The sequence below is a fragment of the Candidatus Rokuibacteriota bacterium genome (assembly GCA_016188005.1).
Classification (GTDB): Bacteria; Methylomirabilota; Methylomirabilia; order Rokubacteriales; family CSP1-6; genus UBA12499.
Genome location: JACPIQ010000027.1, coordinates 1 through 24,735, shown reverse-complemented (window position 1 = coordinate 24,735; position 24,735 = coordinate 1). Strand labels below are relative to the sequence as shown.

Sequence of the window (24,735 nt, the reverse complement as noted above, 5' to 3'; positions counted from 1 at the left end):
CCGCCCGTGCCGTCGCGCGGACGGCTCCTGAAGATCCTGCTGGGGCTGGCGGTGAGCGCGGGACTCCTCGTCTACGTCTTCCGCGACGCCGACGTCCACGCCATCCCGGTCCTGCTGGCGCGGACACACTGGGGGCTGCTGGCGGCCAGCATCGCGCTCAACCTCCTGTCACTCTGGTTCCGCGCGCGCCGCTGGGCCTTCCTGTTCCCTCCCGGCGCCCACCCCGTCCACCTCTTCAGCGCGGTGATGATCGGCTACATGGGCAACAACCTGTTGCCGCTCCGGGCAGGCGAGGTGGTCCGCGCCTACGTGGTGGCCCGCCGCGGGCAGCGCTTCTGGACCACGGTGGCCACCATGGTCGTGGAGCGGGTCCTCGACGCCATCGCGGTGGGGCTCATGCTGGCCGGCCTCTTCCTCCTCGTGACGGTGCCCCGGGAGCTCCGGTGGGCGGCCCTGGTCTTCATCTCAGCGGATCTCGCGCTGATCGTGGCCCTCGCCGTCGTCGCCATCGCTCCGGGCCGTTGCGAGCGCGTGCTCGGCCGGCTCCTGGGCCGCTGGCCCGCCGTCGAGGGCCGCGCCCGGGGCATCTTCGCGACGGTCAACGAGGGGCTGAGCGGGATCCGGGCGCCGCACCACCTCCTGCCCATCGTCTTCTGGTCGGCGGGGATCTGGCTACTCCTGGCCACGGTCGTGTGGACGGCCTTCCGCGCCGCCCATCTGGCGCTGCCCTGGGGCGCGGCGTGGGCGGTCCTGGCCCTTCTCGGCCTCGGGGTGAGCCTGCCCTCGAGCCCCGGCTTCGCGGGGGTGGTGCAGGCCGTGGTCGTGGTCGCGCTGGCGCTGTTCTCGGTGCCGCGGACCGAGGCCCTGTCCTTCTCCCTGCTGCTCCATGCCTCGCAGTACTTCCCGGTCACCCTCTGGGGGCTGGCGTTGCTGTTCGTGGAGCACGTCAGCCTCGCCGACGCCGCCCGCACGACGGGCGTCGCCCCGCCCTCGCTGCGGACCTGATCCCCGCCGGAACCCACTCGCGCGAGGCGCGGCCCGGGGCCTCCCCCGGCCGAAGGTGTAAACGCCTGCCCGGCCCGAGCCGTCTCATGGGGCAAGGTAGCCAATCCGGGGGGCGCCCCGACACGGGAGGACGGCGATGAGGCAAGTGACGGGCTGGACGGCGGGAGCGATCACGGTGACCGCCATCTGCGCTGTGGTGGGGCTCCTGACCCTGGTGGCGGGGGCCCAGGAGATCAGGCAGGATCTCAAGGACATCCGCCAGGACCGGAGGGAAATCCGGCAGGACACCCGGGAGATCCGCGAGGACCGGCTCGAGCTGCGCGGCGACAGGCGGGAGCTGCGCGAGGCCGTGAGGGCAGGCGACCCGGAGCGGATCCGAGACGCGCGTCAGGAGCTCCGGAGCGACCGGCGGGAGCTGCGGGAAGACCTCAGGGACCGGCGCGACGACGTGCGGGACCTGCGCCAGGACCGGCGCGAGCTCCACCGCGACCTCAGGCAGCGGCGCGGACGATGAGACAGGCCGCCGGCGGGGGCGGGGCCGACGCGCCTCGCCTCCGCCGGCTTGGTGGCTGAGATGGGCGTGTGGGAAGATCGGGCCGAGTGGAACCCGTCGAGATCTCGGATGAAGCGCTCTGCCGTCGCGTCGGCGTCCAGGAGCCTGGGGCTTTCGATCTCCTCGTGGAGCGGTACCAGGAGCGTGCCTACCGGATCGCGTGGTCCATGCTGCGGGACCGTGAAGACGCCAAGGACTGCTCGCAGGAGGCCTTCATCAGGCTGCACGAGTCGGCGCGCACCTTCGCCGGGCAGGCCAAGTTCTCCACCTGGTTCTACCGCATCCTGGTCAACTGCTGCCTGGACCACCGGCGCCGCAGCCGGGGCTGGCGTCGGCTCCTGTCCTGGCGTGATCCCGCCACGGCCGACACGGCGGACCGCGATCCCGTGGCGCGGCAGCCGGCGCCCTTCACCGATCCCGGGGATGCCGTGGACGAGGACCGCCGCATGAGCCGGCTCTGGAAGGCCGTGGAGGAGCTCTCGCAGCAGCAGCGCGCGGCCGTGCTGCTCTCCTGCCGGGAGGGGCTGCCCACCAAGGAGATCGCCGAGGTGCTGAGCCTGTCGGAGGCGACGGTGCGTGTGCACCTGCACCGCGCCTTCACGACGCTGAGGCGGCGCATCGGGAGCGCGCCGTGACCGGTCATGCCGACGACCGCCTGGTTCCCTACCTGCGCGGCGAGCTCCCGCCGGCCGAGGCGCGCGAGGTGCAGGCACACATGGCCGCCTGCGCGGCCTGTCGGGCCGCCCTCGGCGAGCTCGAGCGGCTGGCGGCGGAGCTGGCGCGACCGGCGGCGCCGCCCATTCACTGGGGCGCCTACCGGGCCGAGCTCAGGGAGAAGCTCGCCGATCGCAGGCGACGGGCCCGGCCGGGCTTCCTCCGCCGCTGGGCCTGGCCGCCCGTGCCGGTGGCCCTGGCAGCCGGACTCGTGGGCGTGCTCCTCTACGTCGGCCTGCCCGGCGGAAACGGGTGGGGGCCGACCCAGGGGGATCAGGCCGCCATCGAGAACGCGATCCTCGCGAGCCGGCTCGACCTCATCTCGCGGCTGCAGATCGTCCAGCGGCTGGAGCTCCTCGAGGACCTCGACGTGATCGGCGGGCTCGATCGCCTGCCGCTCACCAGTGAGGGGTGAGTGCGCGTCGCCGGCGAGCCGCGGCCGGGACCCCGGGGCCGGGGCGGCTCCCGGCTCGCGGCGCTCCTGCTGGCGCTGCTCGGGCTGATCCCGGCGGCGCGGGGCGCCGGGGCGCAGCCGGCCCCGGCGGGAAGGCTCGACGCCGAGATGCTGCGGGACCTCGACGTCCTGAACAGCGGCGACTACGCGCGTGACCGCGAGGTCGGCAAGCGGCTCCGGCTGCTGGAGCAGCTCCGCGTGCTCGAGGCGCTCCGCTTCCTGGAGAGTCCGCCGCCCCAGGCGGCGCCCACGGGGTCCGGGCAGCCTGCGACGCGGTCCTCGCCTGCGACGCAGTCCTCGAAGGAGGTGAAGTGAGATGGTGAGGCTCCTGTGGGTGGCGACGCTGGCGGCGGCCATGCTGATGGCCGACACGGGTGCGCCGCTGGCCCAGCTGCCGCCGCGGGGCCAGCCCTCCGAGCCAGGGATCCAGGGGCTCGAGCGGCTCTCCCCCGAGGAACAGGAGATCGTCCGGCGGAATCTGGAGCGCTGGCGGGCCCTGCCTCCCGCCGAGCGCCAGCGCGTCCTTGACAACTACCGGCACTGGAAGTCGCTGACCCCGGAGGAGCGCAGGGCGGCGCGGCAGAACCAGGAGCGGCTGGGGAAGCTGAGCCCGCCCGAGCGCGCCAGGATCCTCGAGGACCTCCAGCGGTGGAACTCGCTACCGGCGGAGCGCCAGCGCGAGCTGGAGACCGCCCACGAGCGCTTCCGGCGGCTGCCCCCCGAGCGACAGCAGCAGCTCCTCCAGCGCTTCCGCCAGTACCAGGCCATGACGCCGGAGGAGCGCCAGCGCGTGGAGCGGAATCTGGAGCGCTGGCGTGCCATGACCCCCGCGGAGCGCCAGCGTGCGCGCGAAGTGTGGCGGGAGCGCCGCGAGCGGCAGGGCGGCCAGGGCCTGCCGCGCCGGGAGGAGCTCCCGCGCCGCGGCAGGCCCGGCCTGCCAGGCCCGCATCCGCCCGGGCCCGAGCGGCCGGGCCGGTAGCGCTCCGCCTGCGGCGCGTCCGGCTCTTTTTCGGCCGGCGGATCTCGTGTAGGATGCCTCTCTGTCATGGGCCTCCTCATCGTCCAGAAGTACGGCGGCTCCTCCGTCGCCGATCCCGAGAAGATCAAGAACGTCGCCCGGCGGGTGGCCGAGTCGGCGGGCCACGGGGATCGCGTGGTGGTCGTCGTCTCGGCCATGGGCAAGACCACCGACTCCCTGGTCGCCCTGGCCTCCGCGATCACGCCAACCCCGGACCCGCGCGAGATGGACATGCTGCTGGCCACCGGCGAGCAGGTCACCATCGGGCTCCTGGCGATGGCGCTGCAGAGCCTCGGCCACCCCGCCTGCTCCTTCACCGGGCCCCAGGTGGGCCTGATCACGGATGCCGTCCACACCAAGGCCCGCATCAAGCGCATCAGCGCCGAGCGCATCGCCGCGGCGCTCGCCGCGGGGAAGATCGTGGTGGTGGCCGGCTTCCAGGGCATGACGGAGGCGGGCGAGATCACGACGCTGGGGCGCGGGGGCTCGGACCTCACAGGCGTCGCGCTGGCCGCCGCCCTCAAGGCCGACGTCTGCGAGATCTTCACCGACGTGGACGGCGTCTACACGGCCGACCCCAACGTGGTACCCGAGGCGCGAAAGCTCCCGCGCGTCTCCTACGACGAGATGCTCGAGATGGCGAGCCTTGGCGCCAAGGTGCTACAGTCGCGCTCCGTCGAGTTCGCCAAGAAGTTCGGGGGGCCGGTCCACGTCCGCTCCACGTTCAAGCCGGACCCGGGCACGCTCGTGACCAGGGAGGATCACAGCATGGAAGAGGTGGTGGTCACCGGCATCACGCATGACCGGGGCCCGGCCAAGGTTTCCATCCTCCGCGTGCCCGACCGGCCCGGCATCGCCGCGCAGGTCTTCGGGGCCCTGGGCGCCCAGGGCATCGTCGTGGACATGATCGTCCAGAACATCAGCCGCGACGGCTTCACCGACATCTCCTTCACCCTCCCGCGCGCCGACCGCGCGCGCGCCGAGCAGGTGCTGGCCCGGCAGGCGCAGGACATCGGGGCGGCGGGCGTGGCCGCGGACGACCGGGTGGCCAAGGTCTCCATCGTGGGCGTGGGCATGCGGAGCCACGCGGGCGTGGCCGCGCAGATGTTCTCCACGCTCTCCAAGGAAGGGATCAACATCCAGATGATCTCCACCTCCGAGATCGCCGTGTCCTGCGTGATCGAGGACAAGTACACGGAGCTCGCCGTCCGCGCGCTCCACGACGCCTTCGATCTTGCCAGGGAGCGCAGAGGCTGAGACGGTGAAAGGGGACGCCCCGATGAGCGCTTGCGCGAAGAGGCCGAACCGCCAGACCGAAGTCATTTACACTCAAGCGAGACAAAGGACCTGAGATGCCGGAGACAGCCCGCGCCGCCGTCTTCTTCGGTCCCGGCCGGCCCTTCGAGCTGCGCGAGGTGCCCATCCCCGAGCTGGAGCCGGAGGGCATCCTGGTCCGCGTCACGGTGGCGAACATCTGCGGCTCCGATCTCCACTTCTGGCGGGGGGACGCCCCCCTCAAGTACCCCGAGGACGGCTGGATCTTCGGTCACGAGATGACGGGCCGCGTCGCCCGCCTCGGCTCCCGGATCAAGACGGACTCGCTCGGCCGGCCCCTCAAGGAAGGCGACCGCGTGGCCTATGCCTACTTCTACCCGTGCGGCCGCTGCTATGCGTGCCTGGGCCGCTGCCATGCGTGCCTGCACAAGGAGCCGGCGGCCTGCCGCCACAAGATCGAGCGGCCCGTGGGCGCCTCCGTCTTCCCGCACCTGCACGGGGCCTTCGCGGACCACTACTATCTCCGCCCGGGCGGCGCCGTCTTCAAGGTGCCCGACGGGCTCTCCGACGACGTGGTCTCTCCCGTCAACTGCGCCCTGTCCCAGGTGATCTACGGCCTCACCGTGGCGGGCGTGCGCCTGGGGGACCGCGTGCTGATCCAGGGCGCGGGCGGGCTCGGGGTCCAGGCCGCCGCCGTCGCCAAGGACATGGGCGCGTCCTGCGTGATCGTGGTGGACCAGCTCCCCGGTCGGCTCGAGCTGGCCCGGGCCTTCGGCGCCGACCACACGCTGAACATCCGCGAGGTCCCCGACCGGAAGGAGCGCCTCCGGCTCGTGCGCCAGTGGACCGACGGCGTTGGCGCCGACGTGGCCTGCGACCTCGTGGGCTTCCCCGCCGTCATCCCGGAGGGGATCGACATGCTGCGCGCCGGCGGCACCTACATCGAGATCGGCACCATCAGCCGCGGCGCCAAGGTGGAGCTGGAGCCCTCTCTCCTCGTCTGGGGCTCGAAGAAGATCGTGGGTGTCTTCCAGTACGACCCGTGGGTCATCCCGCGGGCGCTGGACTTCCTCGCGCGCACCAAGAGCCGCTGGCCGTGGGACCGGATCCTCTCCCACAAGTACCCCCTCGAGCGGATCAACGAGGCCTTCGCGGCCAGCGAGTGGCACAACAAGGAGACGCTCACCCTCACGCGCGCCGCGCTCACCCCCTGACCCCGTCGCCGCCGCTGCCCAGCTCCGTGGTGGGCTGCCTCGGCGCAGGACGTGGCCGCGCGCATCCGCAGGCTGCTGCAGTCCGCCTCCTCCGCCAGGAGATCGCAGGCCGACGCGAGCCCCGTTCCCTGTATACTGAGATCCTCTTCGCGGAAGAGAATGGCGGGGCCGGCGTCCCCGCTACCCTCGCGCGTCCTCGCCGGTAGCTCCCCGTCCCACCGTCGGCCTCGCCGGACTCCATCTGCCGGGCGAGGAAGGGAACTGCGCATGAAACCTACCGAATCGGCCCCAGCTTCGGAACGCACGAGCCGTCAGCCCTGCCCCGACCGCATCGAAGTCGATCGGGACGAGACCGAGGTCCCTGCAGCCACCGTGAAGGCCTGGGTGGCCCATCTCCGGTCCCACGGCTGGGCCGATGCCGACCTGGCGCAGGTGTGGCTCACGCGGGCCAAGCAGGGCGTCACGCGCTAGCAACTCTGCGGGGCGTATCTGATCTGACACTCTAGTCGCGCGCCGGCGGCGATGGCAGGGTGAGCGTGATGCTCTACCCGCGCCCTCAGCTCCGCCTCCTCCTCGCGGTGGCGGCCTTGCTCCTTCTCGGGCTCGCCGTGCGCGAGTGGCGCGCCGGTTTCCCCGAGTGGGCGGAGCGACTCGAGTCCTTCGACCGCGAGGAGCCGGTCACCCCGCTGCCGCCTCCGCCGCCGCCCCCGGCGCGCGAGGCCCGACCGCGGCGGGGGGCCGGATCGTCCCGCCCGGCGGACGAGCCAGGCCAGCCGTCCGATCCCGTCACGGCGGACCCGCGCCCGCTCGATGTCAACCAGGCGGATGCGGAGCAGATCGCCCGATTGCCCGGCATCGGCCCGGGCCTCGCCCGGCGCATCGTCGAGGAGCGCCAGCGCCGCGGGCGCTTCGACTCCCCCGAGGCGCTGCGCCAGGTGCTGGGCCTCGGCGCGAAGAGGCTCGCCGCCCTGCGCGATCTGATCTCCGTGGGCGACTAGGATGGGCGCCGCCGGGGCGCCCCTGGTGCCCCTGGCGCTGGCCTGGGCGGCCGGCGTCGCCGCGGGCGCGTGGCTGACCGTCCCCACGCCATGGCTCATCGCCGGCGCCGGCGGCCTGCTGGCGGCCGCGGCCACGGCGCTCGCGCTTCGTCACGAGCGCGTCGCCACGGCCGGCCTCCTCCTCGCCGTGGGCGCCGTCGCGCTGCTGCGCGTCCATCCCCAGCCGCTGCCGCCCGAGCACATCACGGCCCTGGCAGGAGAGGGACCGGTCACGGTGGAGGGGACGCTCGCGGAGGAGCCGCTGCGCTGGGCTCCCGACCGGATGCGCCTCCTCCTCGAGGTGGATGCGGTCTGGGACGGCGAGGCCCGTCGGCCGGCCACGGGACGGCTGCTGCTCACCATCTACGGCGAGAGCGCCGAGGCCCTGGGAGAGGGGCAGCGCCTCTGGGCGCATGTCCGGCTCCACCCGCCCGTGGGCTTCAGGAACCCCGGGGCTTTCGACTATCCGGCGCACCTGCGCCGCGAGAGCATCGCCCTCGTCGGCAGCGGCCGCGGCGACCGGCTGGGGGCGCTCACGGTGGACGCGCCGCCGTGGCCCGTGCGCGTCAGGCGATGGGCGGTGGCGACGATGCGGGCGCGGCTCCCGGAGGGCTCGGCGGCCCTCCTGGCTGGGCTCGTGCTGGGCGAGCGGAGCGCCATGCCGAGGGAGACGGACGAGGCCTTCCGGCGCGCCGGTGTCTATCACGTGCTGGCCGTCTCCGGCTCGAACGTCGCGCTCGTCGCCGCCTCCGTCTTCGTGACGCTCTCCCTCCTCGGCGTGCCCCGACGCGCGACGGCGATCGTCGCCGGGGCGGTCCTCGCCGGCTTCGCCCTCGTCGTGGGCGGGCAGGCCTCGGTCCTGCGGGCCACGGTCATGGGGCTCCTGATTCTCCTCGGGATGCTGCTCGAGCGTGAGTCGCGGGTGGGCAATGCCCTCGGGCTGGCGGCGCTGCTGCTGCTGGCCTGGCGCCCGGCCGATCTCTGGGATCCGGGCTTCCAGCTCTCCTTCGCCGCCACCGCCGGCATCGTCCACGCGGCTCCCGTCCTGCAGGCAGCGCTGGAGGCTCGCCGCTGGCCACGCGTCCTCGCCGTGGCCGTCGCCGTGAGCCTGACCGCCCAGGGGGCCGTCACCCCGATCATGGCCGCCCACTTCAACCAGCTCTCGCTCGTCGGAGTGGCGGCCAACCTCGCGGTGGTTCCGCTGGCGGGAGCGGCCACCACGCTCGGCCTCCTCGCCGTCGTCGTGGCCGCACTGAGCGAGGCGCTGGGCGGCCTCCTCCTGGATGCGCTGTGGGCCCTCCTGCTCCTGCTCCGCCTCGCGGTCTGGTCGGCGGCGGCCGTCCCCGCGGCCATGGTGCACCTGCCGGCGCCCGGCTGGGCCGCCATCGCGACGTGGTACGCAGCCCTGCTCCTGCTGCCCCATGCCAGCGCCATGCCCTGGACGCGGAGTGCGGCGGCAAGTTGCCTCGCCCTGGCGGTGGCGCTGTCGGCCTGGCCCTGGCTCCGCCCGGGCGACGGCCGGCTGAGAGTGGTCTTCCTCGACGTGGGCCAGGGCGACGCGGCGCTGATCGATCTCCCGGAGGGGCATCGGATGCTCGTGGACGGGGGCACGGGAGGCGCCGGGCGCTTCGACGCGGGCGAGCGCGTGGTGGCGCCGTTCCTGTGGAACCTGCCGGCGCGGCGGCTGGACGTGGTGGTGGCCACTCATTCCGATGCCGATCACGCGGGCGGGCTGGCCGCGATCATGCGGGGCTTCCGGGTCGGCGAGGTGTGGGAGAACGGCCGGTGGCACGCGGGCAGCGAGGAGACAGTGCGCGCGATGGAGCGCTCGGGGGCGCCCCGCCGCGTCCTGTCGGCGGGGCAGCGCATCTGGGTCGGGTCGGCGCTCGTCACGGTCCTGAACCCCGCGCCCCCCTCGCCGGATGCGCCTCGCGCCCCCGCGAGCGCGCCGGTGACCGACAACGACCATTCCCTCGTCCTGAGGCTCGACTGGCGCGGCCTCTCCCTCTTGCTCACGGGCGACCTCGGCCTCGACGGTGAGACCGCCCTGCTGGACCGCAGCCCCCCGCTCCGGAGCATCGTGCTGAAGGTCGCCCATCACGGCAGCCGCCTCGCGACGAACCACCCCTTCCTCGAGGTCGCCCGGCCCGGCGTCGCCGTGGTCTCGGCGGGGGTGCGCAACCCCTTCCGCCATCCGGCCGTCGAGACCCTGGGGCGGCTGGCCGCCGCGGGGGCGCGCGTCTACCGCACGGACCGGGACGGCGCCGTCATCCTGGAAACCGACGGGTCGCGGCTGTGGACGACGCGGTGGGCCCGCGGGATCACGGAGCGGCTCGACCTGGACCCCGAGGCCGTCCCTGAAGACACCACGGCCCCCGGCGGGGGCCCGGGGGCCGTGGTGGGACGCGCGGGAGCGGGCAGGAAGGCTAGCCCTCGAAGGCGCGCTCGTACTGCGCGCGCAGCCGCTCCAGCTCCTCGGGATCAAGCCGGATGCCCAGGGAGAGCCCCATCTCTCCCAGGATCGTCTTGATCTCGTTCAGAGACTTCTTCCCGAAGTTCTTGGTCTTCAGCAGCTCCGACTCGGTCTTCTGCACGAGGTCGGCGATGCTGCGGATGTTGGCCGTCTTGAGACAGTTGGAGGCGCGTACCGACAGCTCGAGCTCGTCCACGTTGCGGAAGAGATGCTCGTTCAGCTCGATCCTGGGCGGCGGCTCGGCCCCCTCTTCCCGCCCGTGCTCCTCCTCGGGCGGGGTATGCGGGAAGTCCACGAGCAGGGCGAACTGGTCCTCCAGGATCCGCGAGGCCTCGGCCACGGCGGCCTCGGGGGTCACGCTGCCGTTGGTCCAGACTTCCAGGAGGAGGCGCTCCTCGGCGCCGCCCGGCAGCGGCTCAGCGTGGAAGTTGACGCGCTTCACGGGGGAGAAGTTCGAGTCGATGAGCATGGCGTTGATGGCCAGGGCCTCCGGCTCGCGCCGCTCGGCGGCCTGGTAGCCGCGGCCGCGCTCCACGCACAGCTCCAGGTCGAGGCTGCCGTCCTTGTCCAGCGTCGCCAGCGTCACTTCCGGCGTGAGGATGTCCACGTCGGCGTCGGGCTCGAAGTTCCCCGCCGTCACGGTGCGCGGCCCCTGCGCCTTCAGCCGCAGGATCTTCGGCCGGTTCACGTGCAGGGCGAAGATCACCTTCCGCAGGTTCATGATGATGTCGAGGATGTCCTCGTTCACGCCCTGGAGATAGGAGAACTCGTGGAGCACCCCCTCGATCTTGGCCCACGTGGGGGCCGCTCCGTGGATCGAGGAGAGGAGCACCCGACGGTAGGCGTTGCCCACCGTGAGCGCGAAGCCCGGCTCGAACGGCTCCACCGCGATCTTGCCGTACGCGCGCTCGCTGGTGAGCCATTCGTGGCGGACCGGAAGCGTCAACTGCAGCATGGGAATTCCTCCTGGGACGGTCGAGCGGCGGCGCCCCGGTCAGCCATTATACCAGCAAAGCCCCGGAAGGGGAGCCCGCGGGGGCTCCGAGGCCCCACTTCGTTGACTGGGCCGCGAAGTCCAGGCAAGATAACACGAAATCATGATGGGGCGAGCGTGGTTCTCCGCGAGCCGTGGCGACGCCCCCCAGCGCCCCGGCCGCACCCGGCGGGCGGCGCTCGGGAGCGCCGCGGCGGCGCTGCTGCTCTTCCTCGGCCTCCAGGCGTGGTGGGTCTCCACCGCCGCCCCGGGGCTCGCCCACGGGAGCCAGGTGGTTGAGATCCCGGCCCAGACGGGACTCCTGTCCATGGCCCGGCGGCTCGGCGAGGCCCGCGTGATCCGGAGTCCCCTCGGTTTCACGCTGCTCTCCGTCATCCGGGGCAGCGCCCGCGCCCTCAAGGCGGGCGAGTACGAGTTCCCCCAGGGCGCGACCACGCTGGACGTGCTGGCGCTCCTCGAGGCCGGGCGGATCCGCCAGCGCACCGTCCTCCTCCGCGAGGGAGCGACCCTGGAGGATCTGGCGCGCCTCCTCGAGGCGGAGCGGCTCGCCCCGGCCCGGGACGTGCTCCGGGCGGCCCACGACCGTGTCGTCCTCCGACGGCTCGACATCGACGCCGACAGCGCGGAGGGCTACCTCTTCCCCGACACCTACCAGTTCGTGAAGGGCGTGACGGTGGAGGAGCTGCTGGCGCGGATGGTGGCGCGGATGCGGGAGCGGATGACGCCGGAGCTGCGCGAGCAGGCGCGGGCGCGTGAGCTCGGCGTCCACCAGCTGCTGACGCTGGCCTCCATCATCGAGAAGGAGGCCGTGGAGCGGAGTGAGATGCCGCTCATCTCGGCCGTGTTCTGGAACCGGCTCAAGCGCGACATGCCGCTGCAGGCCGACCCGACCGTGCAGTACGCCATCGGCAAGAACGGCCGCGCGCTGTCGCGGGAGGACCTGCAGGTGGACTCGCCGTTCAACACGTACCGGCGTGTGGGCCTGCCGCCGGGGCCCATCGCCAGCCCCGGGCGCGCGGCCATGGAGGCCGCGGTCAATCCCGCGCGGGTGGACTATCTCTACTTCGTCTCGATGGATGATCGGCGCCACCACTTCTCGAGCAGCCTCGAAGACCACAACAGCGCCGTGGCGAGGTACCGCCTGGCGAGACCGCGCTGACGGGGCACGCCCGCGCCTTCCTTGTCTGAGCGAGCAGCGAGTGCTATAACCGACCGCGTCATGACATCAGCGGAGGACCGGAGCGCGGTGTCCATCCTGCCGCGGCCGGCGGCTCTGCCCGCGCCGTGCCGCGATGGCGAGGGTTTCCCGCTCCTCTACCGGCTCCTGCGGACGGGGTGCGCCCCGGTGCTGCGCGTCTGGTTCGACCTGGCGGTGGAGGGCACCGAGCACCTCCCCCCCTCGGGACCCTTCATCCTGGCGGCCAACCACCACAACTACCTGGATGGCGTCGTGCTGGGCGTGGCGCTGCCGAAGCCCATCGCGTTCCTCGTCATGCCGCGCGTGTACCGCGCGAGCCCGCTTCATCCGGCCTTCCATCGTCACATCCGGTCCATCCCCATCAACCTCCAGCGTCCCGACCCCGGGGCCATCAAGCGCGCGCTCAGGGTGCTGGAGGACGGCGGCGTCCTGGGCATCTTCCCCGAGGGGCCGTTCAGTCGCCAGGGCCGCCTCATGCCCGGCCAGCCGGGCGTGGCCACCATCGCGCTCCGGTCGGGGGCACCCGTGGTTCCTGCCGCCATCCGGGGCACGTTCGAGGCCCTCGCCGGTCAGCGCTTCTACCTGCCCCGGCGGCACCCGCTGTCGGTGTCCTTCGGGCCGCCGGTGCACGCAACCCTCCCGCGGCATCGGCGCGCGACGCGCGACGATCGCGAGGAGTTCACCCGGCGCGTCATGGCTCAGATCGCCGCGCTCCTGGACCGTGGCCCCGAGCCCATGCGCGAGGCCCGCGCTTGGCGCTGACCGCCCGCCGGCCGACGGTCGGGGCTGGATCCCTCTCGTGAGCCCCGGAGCCGGCAAGCCCTGGGCGGGGCGCTTCGCCCAGGGGCAGGACCCGGAGGCCGAGGCATTCACCGCCTCCCTGGCCTTCGACCGCCGGCTGTGGCCCCACGACATCGAGGGCAGCGCCGCGTGGGCCCGCGCCCTCGCCCGGGCCGGTCTCATCAGCGAGGGGGAGCTCACCGCGCTGCTCGACGGCCTCGCGGCCGTCCGCGCGGAGCTGGCCGAGGGGCGCTTCCCGTTCCGCCGCGAGCTCGAGGACATCCACATGAACATCGAGCGCCGGCTCGTGGAGCTGGCCGGGCCCGTGGGAGGCAAGCTGCACACGGGCCGCTCGCGCAACGATCAGATCGCGCTGGACGAGCGCCTCTACCTGCGGGAGGTCATCGTCCGGGTGGACGAGGGCGTGCGGGAGGTCCAGCAGGCGCTCCTCGATCGCGCCGAGGAGCATCTCGGCGCGGCCATGCCCGGCTACACGCATCTCCAGCGGGCGCAGCCGGTCCTCCTCTCCCACCACCTGCTGGCCTACGTCGTCATGCTCCAGCGCGACCGCGATCGCCTGCGCGACGGCCGGGCGCGCGTGAACGTGCTGCCGCTGGGCGCGGCGGCGCTGGCGGGGACGGCCTTCCCCATCGACCGGGAGACGCTGGCGCAGGAGCTGGGCTTCACCGTGGCGAGCCCCAACAGCATGGACGCCGTGAGCGACCGCGACTTCGTCGTCGAGTTCCTCTCCCACGCCGCCATCGTCGGCATGCACCTCTCGCGGCTGGCGGCGGACCTCACGCTCTGGGCCACCAGCGAGTTCGGCTTCGTGGAGTTCTCCGACGCCTTCGCGACGGGCTCGTCCATCATGCCGCAGAAGAAGAACCCGGATGTGGCCGAGCTGATCCGCGGCAAGTCGGGGCGGCTGTACGGCAACCTCGTGGCGGTACTCGCGACGCTCAAGGGCCTCCCGCTCACCTACAACTCCGACATGCAGGAGGACAAGGAGCCGCTCTTCGACAGCGTGGACACGCTGCGCGCCGTCCTGGCCGTGGTGCCGCCGATGCTCCGCTCCCTCACCTTCAAGGTCGAGCGCATGCGCGAGGCCGCCGGGGCCAACTACTCGACCGCCACCGACCTGGCGGACTACCTCGTGCGCAAGGGGCTGCCCTTCCGGGAGGCGCACGAGGTCGTGGGCCGCGCCGTGCGCCACGGCCTGGCGCAGGGCAAGGAGCTGGGGGACCTCACGCTGGAGGATCTCAGGGGGTTCTCACGGCTGATCGAGGCCGACGTGCACCGCGCCCTCACCGTGGAGGCCTCGCTCGCTGCGCGGGCGGTGCTCGGCGGGACGGCCCCCGACGAGGTGAAGCGCGCCCTGGCCGCCGCCCGGGCGCTCGTGGAGAAGGGCTGGCGCGGGTGAGGCGTCTGGCCTGGGCTCTGGCGGCGCTGGCGCTGCTGGGCGTGGGTCCCGCCGGCTGCGGCAAGAAGGGGCCGCCCGTGGCGCCGGAGCGGCGGCTTCCCGCCGCGGCGTCGGCGCTGGAGGCCTCCGTCGACGCGGACGCCATCGTGCTCCGCTGGGTCAACCCGAAGACGCGGATGGACGGCACGCGGCTCCGGGACCTGGCGACGGTCAAGCTCCATCGCCGCGAGGCGGTCGAGGGGGCGCCGCTCAGGTCCGCCATGGTCTCCCGGGGCCAGGTGGTGGGCTACGAGGAGATCGCCGCGATCCGGCTGGCAGCCCCCGAGCCGGCGGTGGTCCGGGGCGACAGCGTCCAGTGGGTGGATCGCCGGGGCCTCGCCTTCGGCCGCCAGTACGTCTACGTGGTCACCGCGCTGGACGCCACGGGGCGCTCGAGCGCGCCCTCCGAGCGGCTCGTCGTGGGCTACCTGGCAGCGCCGGCCCCCCCGCGCAACCTGGCCGCGGCCCCGGGCGAGGGACAGGTGCGCCTGCGCTGGGAGGCCCCGGCACGCCTCATCGACGGCAGCGCCCTCGGGGGCGACATCCACTACGTCATCCTCCGCGCCGCGGGCGCGGAGGCCCCCCTGGCGCCGATCACGCCGGAGCCCCTCGCCGCCACCACGTTCACCGACACGGGCCTCGAGAACGAGACCACCTACCGGTACGCCATCCGCGCCGTGCGGAGCGTGGGGACGGGCACGGCGCGCAGCGAGGCCTCCGCGCCGGTCGCCGTCACGCCCGTGGACATGACGCCTCCGAGCCCGCCCGCCAACCTCGCGGCCATCCCCTCCCCGACGGCGGTGCGGCTCGCCTGGAGTCCCAGTCCGGACGCCGACGTGGCGGTCTACGCCATCTACCGCGCGACCGGGAGCGGCGCCTTCCTGCGCGTGGGCACCACGGCCGCCGTCAACACCGTGTTCGTCGACCGCGAGGTCACCGCTGGCGCCCGCCTGCGGTATGCCGTGACCGCACTGGACCGGGCGCGGACCCCGAACGAGAGCCCCCGCTCCAACGAGGTCACCGTCGTCGTCCCGTGACCGGGACGCGGCTGTCCGGCGCCTCGCGGGCACGGTATTCCGCGAGAGCCCTCAGTCGACCTCGTTCTGCCAGATCTGCTCCAGGCTCTGCCGGCCGCGGAGCAGGCGCAGCGTCCCGTCGGGCTCGAGCATCACCTCCGGCGCCTGCGGATAGGAGTTGTAGTTGATGGTCGCCATCGCGGCACAGTAGGCCCCGGCTCCCCCCACCACCACCAGGTCGCCGATCTCCGGCCGCGGCACCCAGCGCGGCGCCAGGGCCTCCGGATCCCCCGGCGCCGGCGTGAGGATGTCGCCGGACTCGCAGCACGGGCCCACGAAGACCACCGCCGCCGGCTCGCGGCCCGTGGCGAGCACGTCGATGGGGTGCTGGGCGCCGTAGAGCGAGGGCCGCGCGATCTCCGGCATGCCGGTGTCGAGCTTGGCGAAGAGATAGCCCTCGCGCCCCGTGTCCACCACGTCCACGCAGGTGGCCACGACCGCCCCGGCCAGCGCCACCAGGTAGGTGCCGGGCTCGATCTCGAGCCTCAGCTCGCGGCCATGCCGCCGGCGGAACCCCTCCAGCTCGCGGCGGACATGGGCGCCGACCTCCGCCAGGTCCACCGAGGGCTCTTCCGGCATGCGGCCCACCTTGAATCCCCCGCCGAGATTGACGGCGCTGACATCCGGGAGCTCGGCGGCGAGATCGAGGGTCATCAGAGCGCAGCGGTTCCACACCTCGGGGTCGGTGCCCGAGCCCACATGGGTGTGCAGCCGCGTGATCCCGAGGCCGTGGCGCGCCGCGATCGCCTTCACCTCGTCGAGGTGCTCGTGCCAGATCCCGAAGCTCGAGGCGGGGCCGCCCGTGTTGGTCCGCTTGGTCGAGCCGGTCCCGAGCCCCGGGTTCATGCGGACGGAGACTTCGTGGCGGGGGGCGATGCGACCGAACTCGGCGAGCTGATGCAGCGAGCAGGCGTTGAACCGGACGCCGCGGGCCACGTGCTCGCCGAGGCGCCGGGACGGGAGCTGGGAGGTGAGCTGGATGGCGTCGGGACGGAACCCCGCGCGGAGCGCCCGCTCCACCTCGTGATCGCTGGAGGCGTCGATGTGCAATCCGAGGTCGCGGAAGAGCGCCAGGATGCCGCGGCTGGGATTGGCCTTCATCGCGTAGCGGACGGTGAGCCCGAACGGCGCCGGCATGGCCAGCGCCTCGCGCGCGGCCGTCTCGAGGGTGGCGCGATCGTAGACGTAGCTCGGCGTGCCGAAGCAGCGGCGCACCTCGGCGGCCCGCTCGGCGGTGAGGAACGGGCGCGCGCCGCCCGCGGACGTTGGGGACATGCCGGCTCCTCCTTCCCGGGATGACAGCCGGGCCATGATACCCCAGCTGGCGGCGCGACGGCCACGGGAGGCGTCCGCTTGAAGTGGTTCGGGGTGTGGTGCTAGAGTCGGACAAATCCCGCGGCGCCGGAATCCCGTCCGGCACGAGCATGACGGAGGACTTGGTGATGCGACGCACATTCCAGGGCTCGATCGTCGCGATGGTGACCCCGTTCCGCAATGGGGCGGTGGACGAGGCCAAGGTCAGGGAGCTCGTGGAGTGGCACGCGTCGAGCGGCACGGACGCGATCGTCCCCTGCGGCACCACCGGGGAGTCCCCGACCCTGTCCCACGACGAGCACAAGCGCGTCGTGGAGGTGGTCGTGGAGGCCGCCGGCGGCCGGATCCCGGTCATCGCGGGCACCGGCTCCAACTCCACGGCCGAGGCCATCGATCTCACCCGCCACGCGAAGGGGGCCGGCGCGCACGGCGCGCTCGTGGTGAACCCGTACTACAACCGGCCGACCCAGGAGGGACTCTACCGCCATTTCCGGGCCGTGGCCGAGGCGGTGGACATCCCGATCCTCGTCTACAACATCCAGAGCCGGACGGCGGTCAACGTCGAGACCGACACGCTCCAGCGCCTGGCCAAGGGCTGTCCGAACATCGTGGGCGTGAAGGAAGCCTCGGGGTCGCTCGACCAGATGACCCAGGTGCTCTTGGCCTGCGGCCCGGACTTCTCGGTCCTCTCGGGCGACGACACCCTCACGCTGCCGCTCATGTCCGTCGGGGGACGCGGGGTCGTCTCGGTGATCGCGAACATCGTTCCGCGGGACACCGCGGAGCTGACGCATGCGGCGCTGGCCGGAGACTGGAAGCTCGCCCGGGAGATCCACCTGCGGCTCTTCCCGCTCTGCCGCGCCATGTTCATCGAGACCAACCCCATCCCGGTCAAGGAAGCCATGGCCATGATGGGCAGGCTCGAGCCCGAGTTCCGCCTGCCGCTGTGCCGCATGTCGGACGGCAACCGGGAGCGCCTCCGGACCGTCCTCAAGCAGCAGGGCCTCCTCCCGGGCTGATCCCGCCGCCATGCCAGACGTGGTGATCGCCGGCGCGGCCGGCCGCATGGGGAGCCGTCTCGTCGCCCTGCTCCAGGACGAGCGCGATCTCCGGCTGGTGGGGGCGCTGGAGGCACCGGGCCACCCCGCCCTTCACAGGGACGCGGGGGAGGTGGCGGGCATCGGGCGCGTGAACGTGCCGATCTCGGGCGACCCCGATGGCCTCCTCGGCCCCGACCGCATCCTCATCGACTTCTCCGTGGCGGACGCGAGCCTCGCCCACCTGCGCGCGGTCGCGCGGCAGCGCGGGCGCGCGGTGATCGGCACCACCGGCTTCTCCGCCACCCAGCGGCACGAGATCGAGCTCCTGGCGCGGGAGGCGGCCGTCCTCCTCTCCCCCAACATGAGCGTGGGAGTCAACGTGGCCTTCCGCGTGCTCCGCGAGATGGCCCGGCTCCTGGGGGAGGACTACGACGTGGAGATCACGGAGGTCCACCACCGCTTCAAGAAGGACGCCCCCAGCGGCACGGCGCTCCGCCTGGCGGAGGTCGTGGCGCAGGCGCTCGGGCGCGATCTCACCCGCGCGGCCGTCTACGGGCGCCACGGGCTGCCGGGGGAGCGGACCCGCGGCGAGATCGGGATCCTCGCCCAGCGCTCCGGCGACGTGGTGGGCGAGCACACGGTCTCCTTCGGCGCGCTCGGCGAGCGGCTCGAGCTGACCCACCGCGCTCACAGCCGGGACACCTTCGCCCGGGGCGCGCTCCGCGCGGCCCGGTTCGTGGCGGAGGCGCGCCCGGGACTCTACTCGATGGAGGACGTCCTCGGGCTGACATGAAGATCGTCCGGTTCAAGGCGGCGGGCAAGACGCGCTACGGCGTCATCGAGGGCACCCACGTCATCGAGTACGCCGGCACCCCGTTCGGGACGTTCAAGAAGGGGCGGAAGCGGTACCCCCTCCGCCAGACCGTGCTGCTGAGCCCGCTCCTGCCTGGCAAGATCGTGGGCATCGGGCTCAACTACCGCGACCACGCCGAGGAAGTGGGCCTCCCCGTGCCGACCCAGCCGTTCATCTTCCTCAAGCCCCCCTCGGCGCTCATCGGTCCCGGCGACCCGATCGTCTACCCCGCCCAGTCCACGCGGGTGGACTACGAGGCCGAGCTGGCCGTGGTCATCAAGAAGCGGGCGCGCCACGTGCCTCCGGGGCGCGCGCGGGAGCATGTGCTGGGCTACGCGTGCCTGAACGACGTCACCGCGCGGGACTTGCAGGTGCGGGACGGGCAGCTGACCCAGGCCAAGGGCTTCGACAGCTTCTGCCCCCTGGGCCCCTGCATCGCCACCGACCTGGACCCGGGGGGGCTCGAGATCGAGAGCTTCCTCAACGGCGAGCGCAAGCAGGCGTCCAGCACCAAGAACCTCATCTTCCCCGTCGAGGAGCTGGTGGCGCGCATCTCGGCGGTGATGACGCTCCTCCCGGGAGACGTCATCGCCACCGGCACCCCGGCGGGCATCGGCCCCATGCAGCCCGGCGACAGGGTGGAGGTTCGCATCGAAGGCATCGGGAGCCTCGTCAATCCCGTGATCAGGCTCCAGGAGGCGATAGCGTGACACACGGTTCCAGGATCCCGGAGCTGGCGGAGCGCCTGAAGCGGCTCCCCCCTTACCTCTTCGCCGAGATCGACAGGAAGAAGCGCGAGGCGCGGGCGCGGGGCGCCGACCTCATCGACATGGGCATCGGCGATCCCGACCTGCCGACGCCCCCGCATGTCGTCGAGGCCCTCAAGCGCGGCGCCGAGAACCCGGAGCATCACCGCTACCCCTCCTATGAGGGGATGATCGAGTTCCGCACCGCCGCGGCCGACTGGTACCGGCGGCGCTTCGGCGTGGTCCTGGACCCGGAGACGGAGGTGCTCGCGCTCGTCGGGTCCAAGGAGGGCACGGCGCACATGCCGCTGGCCTTCGTCAACCCCGGCGACGTGGTGCTGGTGCCCGACCCGGGGTACCCCGTGTACGCGGCGGGCACCTGGTTCGCGGGCGGCGAGGTCCACTTCATGCCGCTCCTGCGGAAGAATGGGTTCATGCCCGATCTCGACGCGGTTCCCCCCGCCATCGCCCGCCGGGCCAAGCTCATGTACCTGAACTACCCGAACAACCCCACGGCCGCCACGGCGACGCGCGAGTTCTTCGCGCGCGTCGTGGAGTTCGCCCGGGCCCACGGCATTCTCGTCTGCCACGACGCGATGTATTCCGAGCTGCGCTTCGATGACTACCGCCCCCCCTCCTTCCTGGAGACGCCGGGGGCCGGCGGGATCGGCGTCGAGTTCCACTCGCTGTCGAAGACCTACTCCATGACCGGCTGGCGCGTGGGCTTCATCGTCGGCAATGCCGAGGCGGTGGCGGGGCTCGGCAAGGTCAAGACCAACGTGGACTCGGGGGTCTTCCAGGCGATACAGGAGGCGGCCATCGCCGCGCTCAGCGGGCCACAGGACGTCGCCGAGCAGTACCGGCGCATCTACCAGGAGCGCCGCGACGTCGTCGTCGCCGGGCTCCGGGCTCTCGGCTGGGAGGTGGACGTCCCCCGGGCCGCCTTCTTCGTCTGGGCGCCCACGCCGGGAGGGCTCGACTCGCGCAGCTTCGCGGCCCGGCTGCTGGAGGAGGCCGCCTGCGTCGTGACCCCAGGGGTCGGCTTCGGGCCCTCCGGCGAGGGCTTCTACCGCATCGCGCTGACGATCGAGGCCAAGCGGCTGGCGGAGGCCATGGAGCGGCTCCAGAGGCTCAAGCTCTGACCTCCGACAAGATCTTCCTCGAGGACGTCCGGTTCTACGGCCACCATGGCGTCACCCGCGCCCAGCAGACGGTGGGCGCCTGGTTCTCGGTGGATGTGGAGCTTCACGTGGATCTCGCTCCGGCGGCGGTGTCCGACGACCTGCGGGCCACGGTGGACTACGGAGCGGTGGCGGCCCGGGTGGTGGAAGTGTGCACGCGGGAGCGGGTCAATCTCCTCGAGCGCCTCGCCGGGGGGCTGGCCCAGACGCTGCTCGGGGAATTCCCCTGCCGGCAGGTCCGGGTGCGGGTGCGGAAGCTGACGCCACCCATGGAGGGTCTGCATGCGACTCCGGGGGTGGAAGTGACCCGCGAGCGCTGACCGTGGCCAGGGTGTTCCTTGGCCTCGGCTCCAACCTCGGTGACCGGCTCGAGTGCCTGCGCCAGGCCGTGGAGCGGCTCCGGCGCCTCCCCGCCGTGCAGTTCCTGGACGCCTCGCCCCTGTACCAGACCGAGCCCTGGGAGGCGAACCCCGGTGAGGCGGCGGATCCGGAGGCGTCGTTCTTCAACTGCGTGGTGGCCATCGAGACCTCGGTGCCGCCGAGGGCACTCCTCGACGAGCTCCAGGGCATCGAGCGGGCGCTGGGGCGGGTGCGGGTCGCCGGCACGCCCGAGGATGGCCGGTACGAGCGGCGGACGCTCGACATCGACATCCTCGGCTACGGTGACAAGGTCATCAGCGCCACCGCCGAGCTCAGCATCCCGCATCTCCTCATGCACGAGCGCGCCTTCGTGCTGAGACCCCTGGCCGATCTGGCGCCCGACTGGGAGCACCCCACCCTCTACCGGACGGCCGAGGCCCTCCTGGCCGGCCTCTCGGACGAGCACGAGGTGCAGATGACCAGCCTGCCGCGCCGCTGGTTCGAGCGGTGAGGCCCGGGCGGTCGAGCCCGCGATGAACCCCGACGAGGAGTTTCGCCAGGAGGCCCTCCAGCACCTGGACGCACTCCACAACCTCGCGGTCTATCTGACCCGGAACGGCTCGGAGGCCCAGGATCTGGTGCAAGAGACCTATGTCCGGGCGATGCGTTTCTCCCATCGTTTCGAGCGGGGAACCCATCTCAGGGCCTGGCTGTTTCAGATCCTGAGGAATACGTTCCTCACCTTTTACCGGCTGCGGGAGCGCGAGCCGGCGCTCTCCGAGGACGGCGTTCCGGCGGGCGGGGCGCCCATGTTCCACGATGCCCCGGATGAGGGCGGCGCCAGCACCGAGGTGCACACCGACCTCGAGCGGGCCCTGGCCCGGCTTCCGGAAGAGTTCAAGACCCCGCTGCTGCTGGCCGAGGTGGAAGGGTTCCCCCTGGAGGATGTGGCGCGGATCATGGACTGCCCGGTCGGGACGGTGAAGTCGCGCATCTTCCGGGCCAAGGAGCGGATGCGCGAATACCTGAAGGACTACGGACGAGAGCAGAAGGCCTGAGACCATGTGCCCCGAAGCCCAGAACCTGCCCGGCGACGACGCGGAGGTCGGCCGCTGGCTGAGAGAGCGGCTGCCGCGCCATCCCGCTCCGCCCGAGCTGCGGGCCGCGGTGCGGCGGGTGCTCATGCCCGAGGAGCACCAGCCGCGCTGGCGCTGGGCGTGGCTGGCCCCGTCGGTGGCCGCGCTGGCCACCGCCATGGTGATGGTCATGTGGATGGCGACCGGGCTGCCCGCGATCCGCTCCGTGGACCCCATCCAGCAGATCGCCCGCGCCGTCGTCACGGAGCACGCCCGCACGCTGAGCTGGGCCCAGCGCGAGCCCGACGTGGTCCCGGCGGCCCTGCCCCGCGTCATGGAGGAGAGCGGCGTGATCCTGAACTGGGTCTTCACGGGGGACGAGCAGATCCGCCTCGTGAACGCCCAGCCGACCTACGTGGAGGGACACCGCGGCATGTCGCTGGGCTACATGGACAGGGACGGCCATGCCGTGACCTACATCATCGTCCCCGGCGGCGGCGTGCCCCTGCCCGAGCAGGGCCGGGTCCAGATCGACCGCTGGCGCCCGCTCATCCGTCGGGAGAACGGCTTCAGCCTCATCCTCTGGAAGGACAAGGGACTCCTCTGCGCGCTGATCTCCGCCCTCGTCTCCGAGGACGACGTGACGCGGCTCAAGGAGTACTTCGTCAAGGTGCGCTCGCAGACCGAGCTGTCGCCCGTGTTCTGATTCCTGACCTGGCACGGGCCCCCGGGGCGTCCCGTGCTATCCTCGGCGCCGTGCCCGATCTGCTCGCCTCCCTGGCCGCCTCCGTCGCCGCGCGCCTCGTGGCCCGCGGGCATACCGTCGCCGTGGCCGAGTCCTCGGCCGGCGGCCTGATCTCCGCCGCCCTCCTCTCCATCCCCGGAGCCTCGGCCTATTTCCTGGGCGGGGGCGTGATCTACACGCGGGCGGCGCGGCGGGTCCTGCTCGCGGTGCCCGACGAGGCGCTGCGCGGCATCCGCTCGAGCACCGAGGCCTATGCGCTCCTCAAGGCGCGGACGGCGCGCGAGAGGCTCGGCGCGACGTGGGGGCTGGCCGAGACCGGCGCGGCCGGGCCCAGCGGCAACCGCTACGGCGATGCCGCGGGCCACACCTGCATCGCGGTGGCGGGGCCCATCGAGCGCGCCCGCACCGTCGAGACGGGGCGCGCCGACCGCGAGGCCAACATGTGGGCCTTCAGCCGCGCCGCCCTCGAGCTCTTGGAGTCCTGCCTGAGCGAGGACGCGCGCTGATCACGAAGGGTTTACACTAGCCGGTAGCCCGGCTCTATCACGCTCGAAGAGGAGTTCCATGGCACACACGCTGCTCGACAAGGTGTGGGAAGCGCACACGGTCCGGACGCTGCCGTCCGGTCAGACCCAGCTCCTGATCGGTCTCCACCTCATCCATGAAGTGACGACCCCCCAAGCCTTCCAGATGCTCAGGGACCTGAAGCTCAAGGTGCGCATGCCCGAGCGCACCTTCGGCACGCTCGACCACATCATCCCGACCACGGACCAGAGCCGCCCCTACGCCGACCCCATGGCGGAGGAGATGGCGGCGCACATGTACCGGAACATGAAGGAGTTCGGCCTGCCGCTCTTCGACATGGCGAGCGGCAAGCAGGGCATCGTCCACGTGATCGGCCCTGAGCTGGGCCTCACCCAGCCCGGCATGACCATCGCCTGCGGCGACAGCCACACCTCGACCCACGGCGCCGTCGGCGCCATCGCCTTTGGCATCGGCACCACCCAGGTGCGCGACATCCTGGCGACCCAGTGCCTCTCCATGGCCAAGCCCAAGCTGCGCCAGGTGCGCGTGGAGGGATCGCTCGCCAGGGGCATCTATGCCAAGGACGTCATCCTCGCCATCATCAACCAGCTCGGCGTGAAGGGCGGCGTGGGTTACGCCTACGAGTACGCCGGCGACACCATCGACCGCATGACCATGGAGGAGCGCCTCACCGTCTGCAACATGTCCATCGAGGGCGGGGCGCGCTTCGGCTACGTCAACCCCGACGCGACCACCATCGAGTACCTCCGCGGCCGGCCCTATGCCCCCGCGGGCGCCGCCTTCGACCGCGCGGCCGCCTGGTGGAAGACCATGGCCACCGAGCCCGGCGCCAGCTTCGACGACGTCGCGCGCCTCGACGGCTCGGCCATCGAGCCCGTGGTGACCTGGGGCATCAATCCGGGCATGTCAGTGGGCGTCAGCCAGAAGATCCCGGCGCCCGAGGCCCAGCCCGAGCCCGAGCGGCCCACCTTCCGCGAGGCCCTCGCCCACATGGGCTTCCAGGCCGGCCAGCCGATCAAGGGCGCGAGGATCGACGTGGCCTTCGTGGGCTCCTGCACCAACGGCCGCCTGTCCGACCTGCGCGCCGCCGCGGAGGTGGCGAGGAAGGGTAAGGTCGCACGCCACGTCCGCGCGCTCATCGTGCCCGGCTCCCAGCAGGTCGCCGAGGCCGCCGAGGCCGAGGGCCTGCACGAGATCTTCCAGGCCGCAGGCTTCGAGTGGCGCAAGGCCGGCTGCTCGATGTGCCTCGGCATGAACGAGGACAAGCTCCAGGGCCGCGAGATGAGCGCCTCGTCCAGCAACCGCAACTTCATCGGCCGCCAGGGCAGCCCCACGGGGCGCACCCTCCTCATGAGCCCGGCCATGGTCGCGGCCGCCGCCATCACCGGCGCCGTCGCCGACGTGAGGGAGATTCTGGCATGACCACGACTGATTTCAAGCGCCGCCAGATCTCGGGCCGCGGCATCCCCGTCACCGGCAACGACATCGACACCGACCGCATCATCCCCGCGCGCTTCCTCAAGGCCGTGACCTTCGAGGGCATGGGCGAGCACGCCTTCGAGGACGCGAGGAAGCAGAACCCCGAGCATCCCTTCAATTCGCCCGTCTACAAGGGCGCGTCGGT

General features: G+C 72.4%; 27 protein-coding genes. 25 read left to right on the top strand and 2 right to left on the bottom strand.

The window, feature by feature from the left end; translation table 11 throughout:
• Positions 1-6: 6 nt before the first annotated feature.
• The 10 genes from HYV93_06290 to HYV93_06245 all read left to right on the top strand — a co-directional run bounded on the left by HYV93_06290 (position 7) and on the right by HYV93_06245 (position 9,800).
• The gene (locus HYV93_06290; GenBank protein ID MBI2525575.1) at positions 7-1,005 is read left to right on the top strand and encodes a flippase-like domain-containing protein; all 999 of its coding nucleotides are present in this window, start codon (positions 7-9) and stop codon (positions 1,003-1,005) included.
• A 136-nt stretch (positions 1,006-1,141) separates the two neighbouring features.
• Complete coding sequence (locus HYV93_06285; GenBank protein MBI2525574.1) at positions 1,142-1,519, top strand: hypothetical protein; 378 nt, start codon at positions 1,142-1,144, stop codon at positions 1,517-1,519.
• Positions 1,520-1,605: 86 nt separating this feature from the next.
• Positions 1,606-2,193, top strand: a complete 588-nt coding sequence (locus HYV93_06280) for a sigma-70 family RNA polymerase sigma factor (protein ID MBI2525573.1) — start codon at positions 1,606-1,608, stop codon at positions 2,191-2,193.
• Entirely contained in the window at positions 2,190-2,687 is a 498-nt protein-coding gene (locus HYV93_06275) for a zf-HC2 domain-containing protein (protein ID MBI2525572.1), read from the top strand. Before HYV93_06280 ends, HYV93_06275 begins: the two co-directional genes overlap by 4 nt.
• Positions 2,688-3,041, top strand: coding sequence for a hypothetical protein (locus HYV93_06270; GenBank protein ID MBI2525571.1), 354 nt, complete (start codon positions 2,688-2,690; stop codon positions 3,039-3,041).
• 1 nt (position 3,042) lies between these two features.
• Positions 3,043-3,705, top strand: coding sequence for a DUF3106 domain-containing protein (locus HYV93_06265; protein MBI2525570.1), 663 nt, complete (start codon positions 3,043-3,045; stop codon positions 3,703-3,705).
• Positions 3,706-3,771: 66 nt separating this feature from the next.
• Positions 3,772-5,001: an aspartate kinase gene (locus tag HYV93_06260; protein MBI2525569.1), complete on the top strand. Its 1,230-nt coding sequence runs from the start codon at positions 3,772-3,774 to the stop codon at positions 4,999-5,001.
• A gap of 95 nt (positions 5,002-5,096) precedes the next feature.
• Positions 5,097-6,233 carry a zinc-binding dehydrogenase gene (locus HYV93_06255; GenBank protein MBI2525568.1) on the top strand — a complete coding sequence of 379 codons (1,137 nt, stop codon included), beginning with the start codon at positions 5,097-5,099 and terminating at the stop codon, positions 6,231-6,233.
• A 539-nt stretch (positions 6,234-6,772) separates the two neighbouring features.
• On the top strand, positions 6,773-7,231 hold the full coding sequence (locus tag HYV93_06250) for a helix-hairpin-helix domain-containing protein (GenBank protein MBI2525567.1): 459 nt from the start codon (positions 6,773-6,775) through the stop codon (positions 7,229-7,231).
• Position 7,232: 1 nt separating this feature from the next.
• A complete protein-coding gene (locus HYV93_06245) occupies positions 7,233-9,800 on the top strand; it encodes a DNA internalization-related competence protein ComEC/Rec2 (GenBank protein ID MBI2525566.1) in 2,568 nt (855 codons plus the stop codon).
• Here HYV93_06245 and HYV93_06240 read toward each other — a convergent pair.
• Positions 9,697-10,698, bottom strand: a complete 1,002-nt coding sequence (locus HYV93_06240) for a DNA-directed RNA polymerase subunit alpha (protein MBI2525565.1) — start codon at positions 10,696-10,698, stop codon at positions 9,697-9,699. The genes HYV93_06245 and HYV93_06240 overlap by 104 nt on opposite strands.
• Before the next feature lie 142 nt (positions 10,699-10,840).
• Here HYV93_06240 and mltG point away from each other — a divergent pair, with 142 nt between their 5' ends.
• Genes mltG through HYV93_06220 form a run of 4 tightly spaced genes read left to right on the top strand, consistent with a single transcriptional unit; the run spans position 10,841 to position 15,211 of the window.
• On the top strand, positions 10,841-11,896 hold the full coding sequence (gene mltG, locus HYV93_06235) for an endolytic transglycosylase MltG (protein ID MBI2525564.1): 1,056 nt from the start codon (positions 10,841-10,843) through the stop codon (positions 11,894-11,896).
• A gap of 60 nt (positions 11,897-11,956) precedes the next feature.
• Entirely contained in the window at positions 11,957-12,697 is a 741-nt protein-coding gene (locus HYV93_06230) for a 1-acyl-sn-glycerol-3-phosphate acyltransferase (protein MBI2525563.1), read from the top strand.
• Between the two features lie 28 nt (positions 12,698-12,725).
• Positions 12,726-14,135, top strand: a complete 1,410-nt coding sequence (argH, locus tag HYV93_06225) for an argininosuccinate lyase (protein MBI2525562.1) — start codon at positions 12,726-12,728, stop codon at positions 14,133-14,135.
• Positions 14,132-15,211, top strand: coding sequence for a hypothetical protein (locus tag HYV93_06220; protein MBI2525561.1), 1,080 nt, complete (start codon positions 14,132-14,134; stop codon positions 15,209-15,211). The genes argH and HYV93_06220 overlap by 4 nt, the downstream gene beginning before the upstream one ends.
• 51 nt (positions 15,212-15,262) lie before the next feature.
• Here the strand turns inward: HYV93_06220 and HYV93_06215 are convergent, their stop codons facing one another.
• Positions 15,263-16,525, bottom strand: coding sequence for a diaminopimelate decarboxylase (locus HYV93_06215; GenBank protein ID MBI2525560.1), 1,263 nt, complete (start codon positions 16,523-16,525; stop codon positions 15,263-15,265).
• Between the two features lie 167 nt (positions 16,526-16,692).
• Between HYV93_06215 and HYV93_06210 the strand changes: the two genes are divergently transcribed.
• The 11 genes from HYV93_06210 to HYV93_06160 form a co-directional block, all read left to right on the top strand.
• Positions 16,693-17,583, top strand: coding sequence for a 4-hydroxy-tetrahydrodipicolinate synthase (locus HYV93_06210; protein MBI2525559.1), 891 nt, complete (start codon positions 16,693-16,695; stop codon positions 17,581-17,583).
• Between the two features lie 10 nt (positions 17,584-17,593).
• Positions 17,594-18,397, top strand: coding sequence for a 4-hydroxy-tetrahydrodipicolinate reductase (locus tag HYV93_06205; protein ID MBI2525558.1), 804 nt, complete (start codon positions 17,594-17,596; stop codon positions 18,395-18,397).
• Positions 18,394-19,167, top strand: a complete 774-nt coding sequence (locus tag HYV93_06200; protein ID MBI2525557.1) for a fumarylacetoacetate hydrolase family protein — start codon at positions 18,394-18,396, stop codon at positions 19,165-19,167. The genes HYV93_06205 and HYV93_06200 overlap by 4 nt, the downstream gene beginning before the upstream one ends.
• Before the next feature lie 14 nt (positions 19,168-19,181).
• Positions 19,182-20,345 (top strand): LL-diaminopimelate aminotransferase, encoded by a 1,164-nt coding sequence (locus tag HYV93_06195; GenBank protein MBI2525556.1) that lies wholly within the window; start codon positions 19,182-19,184, stop codon positions 20,343-20,345.
• Between the two features lie 71 nt (positions 20,346-20,416).
• Positions 20,417-20,704 (top strand): dihydroneopterin aldolase, encoded by a 288-nt coding sequence (locus HYV93_06190; GenBank protein ID MBI2525555.1) that lies wholly within the window; start codon positions 20,417-20,419, stop codon positions 20,702-20,704.
• 11 nt (positions 20,705-20,715) lie between these two features.
• A complete protein-coding gene (gene folK, locus HYV93_06185) occupies positions 20,716-21,255 on the top strand; it encodes a 2-amino-4-hydroxy-6-hydroxymethyldihydropteridine diphosphokinase (protein MBI2525554.1) in 540 nt (179 codons plus the stop codon).
• Positions 21,256-21,277: 22 nt separating this feature from the next.
• Complete coding sequence (locus HYV93_06180) at positions 21,278-21,802, top strand: sigma-70 family RNA polymerase sigma factor (GenBank protein MBI2525553.1); 525 nt, start codon at positions 21,278-21,280, stop codon at positions 21,800-21,802.
• 4 nt (positions 21,803-21,806) lie between these two features.
• Entirely contained in the window at positions 21,807-22,526 is a 720-nt protein-coding gene (locus HYV93_06175; GenBank protein ID MBI2525552.1) for a hypothetical protein, read from the top strand.
• A 50-nt stretch (positions 22,527-22,576) separates the two neighbouring features.
• A complete protein-coding gene (locus tag HYV93_06170) occupies positions 22,577-23,071 on the top strand; it encodes a CinA family protein (GenBank protein MBI2525551.1) in 495 nt (164 codons plus the stop codon).
• 58 nt (positions 23,072-23,129) lie between these two features.
• Entirely contained in the window at positions 23,130-24,533 is a 1,404-nt protein-coding gene (leuC, locus tag HYV93_06165) for a 3-isopropylmalate dehydratase large subunit (protein MBI2525550.1), read from the top strand.
• On the top strand, positions 24,530-24,735 hold a 206-nt coding region (locus HYV93_06160; protein ID MBI2525549.1), incomplete at its 3' end, for an isopropylmalate isomerase. The genes leuC and HYV93_06160, both read left to right, overlap by 4 nt.

What these genes read in the sequence shown, in the direction of transcription:
- HYV93_06285 (MBI2525574.1), top strand. Translation starts at nt 1,142, where the DNA reads ATGAGGCAAGTGACGGGCTGGACGGCGGGAGCGATCACGGTGACCGCC.
- HYV93_06265 (MBI2525570.1), top strand. Translation starts at nt 3,043, where the DNA reads ATGGTGAGGCTCCTGTGGGTGGCGACGCTGGCGGCGGCCATGCTGATG.
- HYV93_06260 (MBI2525569.1), top strand. Translation starts at nt 3,772, where the DNA reads ATGGGCCTCCTCATCGTCCAGAAGTACGGCGGCTCCTCCGTCGCCGAT.
- HYV93_06255 (MBI2525568.1), top strand. Translation starts at nt 5,097, where the DNA reads ATGCCGGAGACAGCCCGCGCCGCCGTCTTCTTCGGTCCCGGCCGGCCC.
- HYV93_06250 (MBI2525567.1), top strand. Translation starts at nt 6,773, where the DNA reads ATGCTCTACCCGCGCCCTCAGCTCCGCCTCCTCCTCGCGGTGGCGGCC.
- HYV93_06245 (MBI2525566.1), top strand. Translation starts at nt 7,233, where the DNA reads ATGGGCGCCGCCGGGGCGCCCCTGGTGCCCCTGGCGCTGGCCTGGGCG.
- HYV93_06240 (MBI2525565.1), bottom strand. Translation starts at nt 10,698, where the DNA reads ATGCTGCAGTTGACGCTTCCGGTCCGCCACGAATGGCTCACCAGCGAG.
- mltG (MBI2525564.1), top strand. Translation starts at nt 10,841, where the DNA reads ATGATGGGGCGAGCGTGGTTCTCCGCGAGCCGTGGCGACGCCCCCCAG.
- HYV93_06230 (MBI2525563.1), top strand. Translation starts at nt 11,957, where the DNA reads ATGACATCAGCGGAGGACCGGAGCGCGGTGTCCATCCTGCCGCGGCCG.
- HYV93_06215 (MBI2525560.1), bottom strand. Translation starts at nt 16,525, where the DNA reads ATGTCCCCAACGTCCGCGGGCGGCGCGCGCCCGTTCCTCACCGCCGAG.
- HYV93_06210 (MBI2525559.1), top strand. Translation starts at nt 16,693, where the DNA reads ATGCGACGCACATTCCAGGGCTCGATCGTCGCGATGGTGACCCCGTTC.
- HYV93_06205 (MBI2525558.1), top strand. Translation starts at nt 17,594, where the DNA reads ATGCCAGACGTGGTGATCGCCGGCGCGGCCGGCCGCATGGGGAGCCGT.
- HYV93_06200 (MBI2525557.1), top strand. Translation starts at nt 18,394, where the DNA reads ATGAAGATCGTCCGGTTCAAGGCGGCGGGCAAGACGCGCTACGGCGTC.
- HYV93_06180 (MBI2525553.1), top strand. Translation starts at nt 21,278, where the DNA reads ATGAACCCCGACGAGGAGTTTCGCCAGGAGGCCCTCCAGCACCTGGAC.
- HYV93_06175 (MBI2525552.1), top strand. Translation starts at nt 21,807, where the DNA reads ATGTGCCCCGAAGCCCAGAACCTGCCCGGCGACGACGCGGAGGTCGGC.
- leuC (MBI2525550.1), top strand. Translation starts at nt 23,130, where the DNA reads ATGGCACACACGCTGCTCGACAAGGTGTGGGAAGCGCACACGGTCCGG.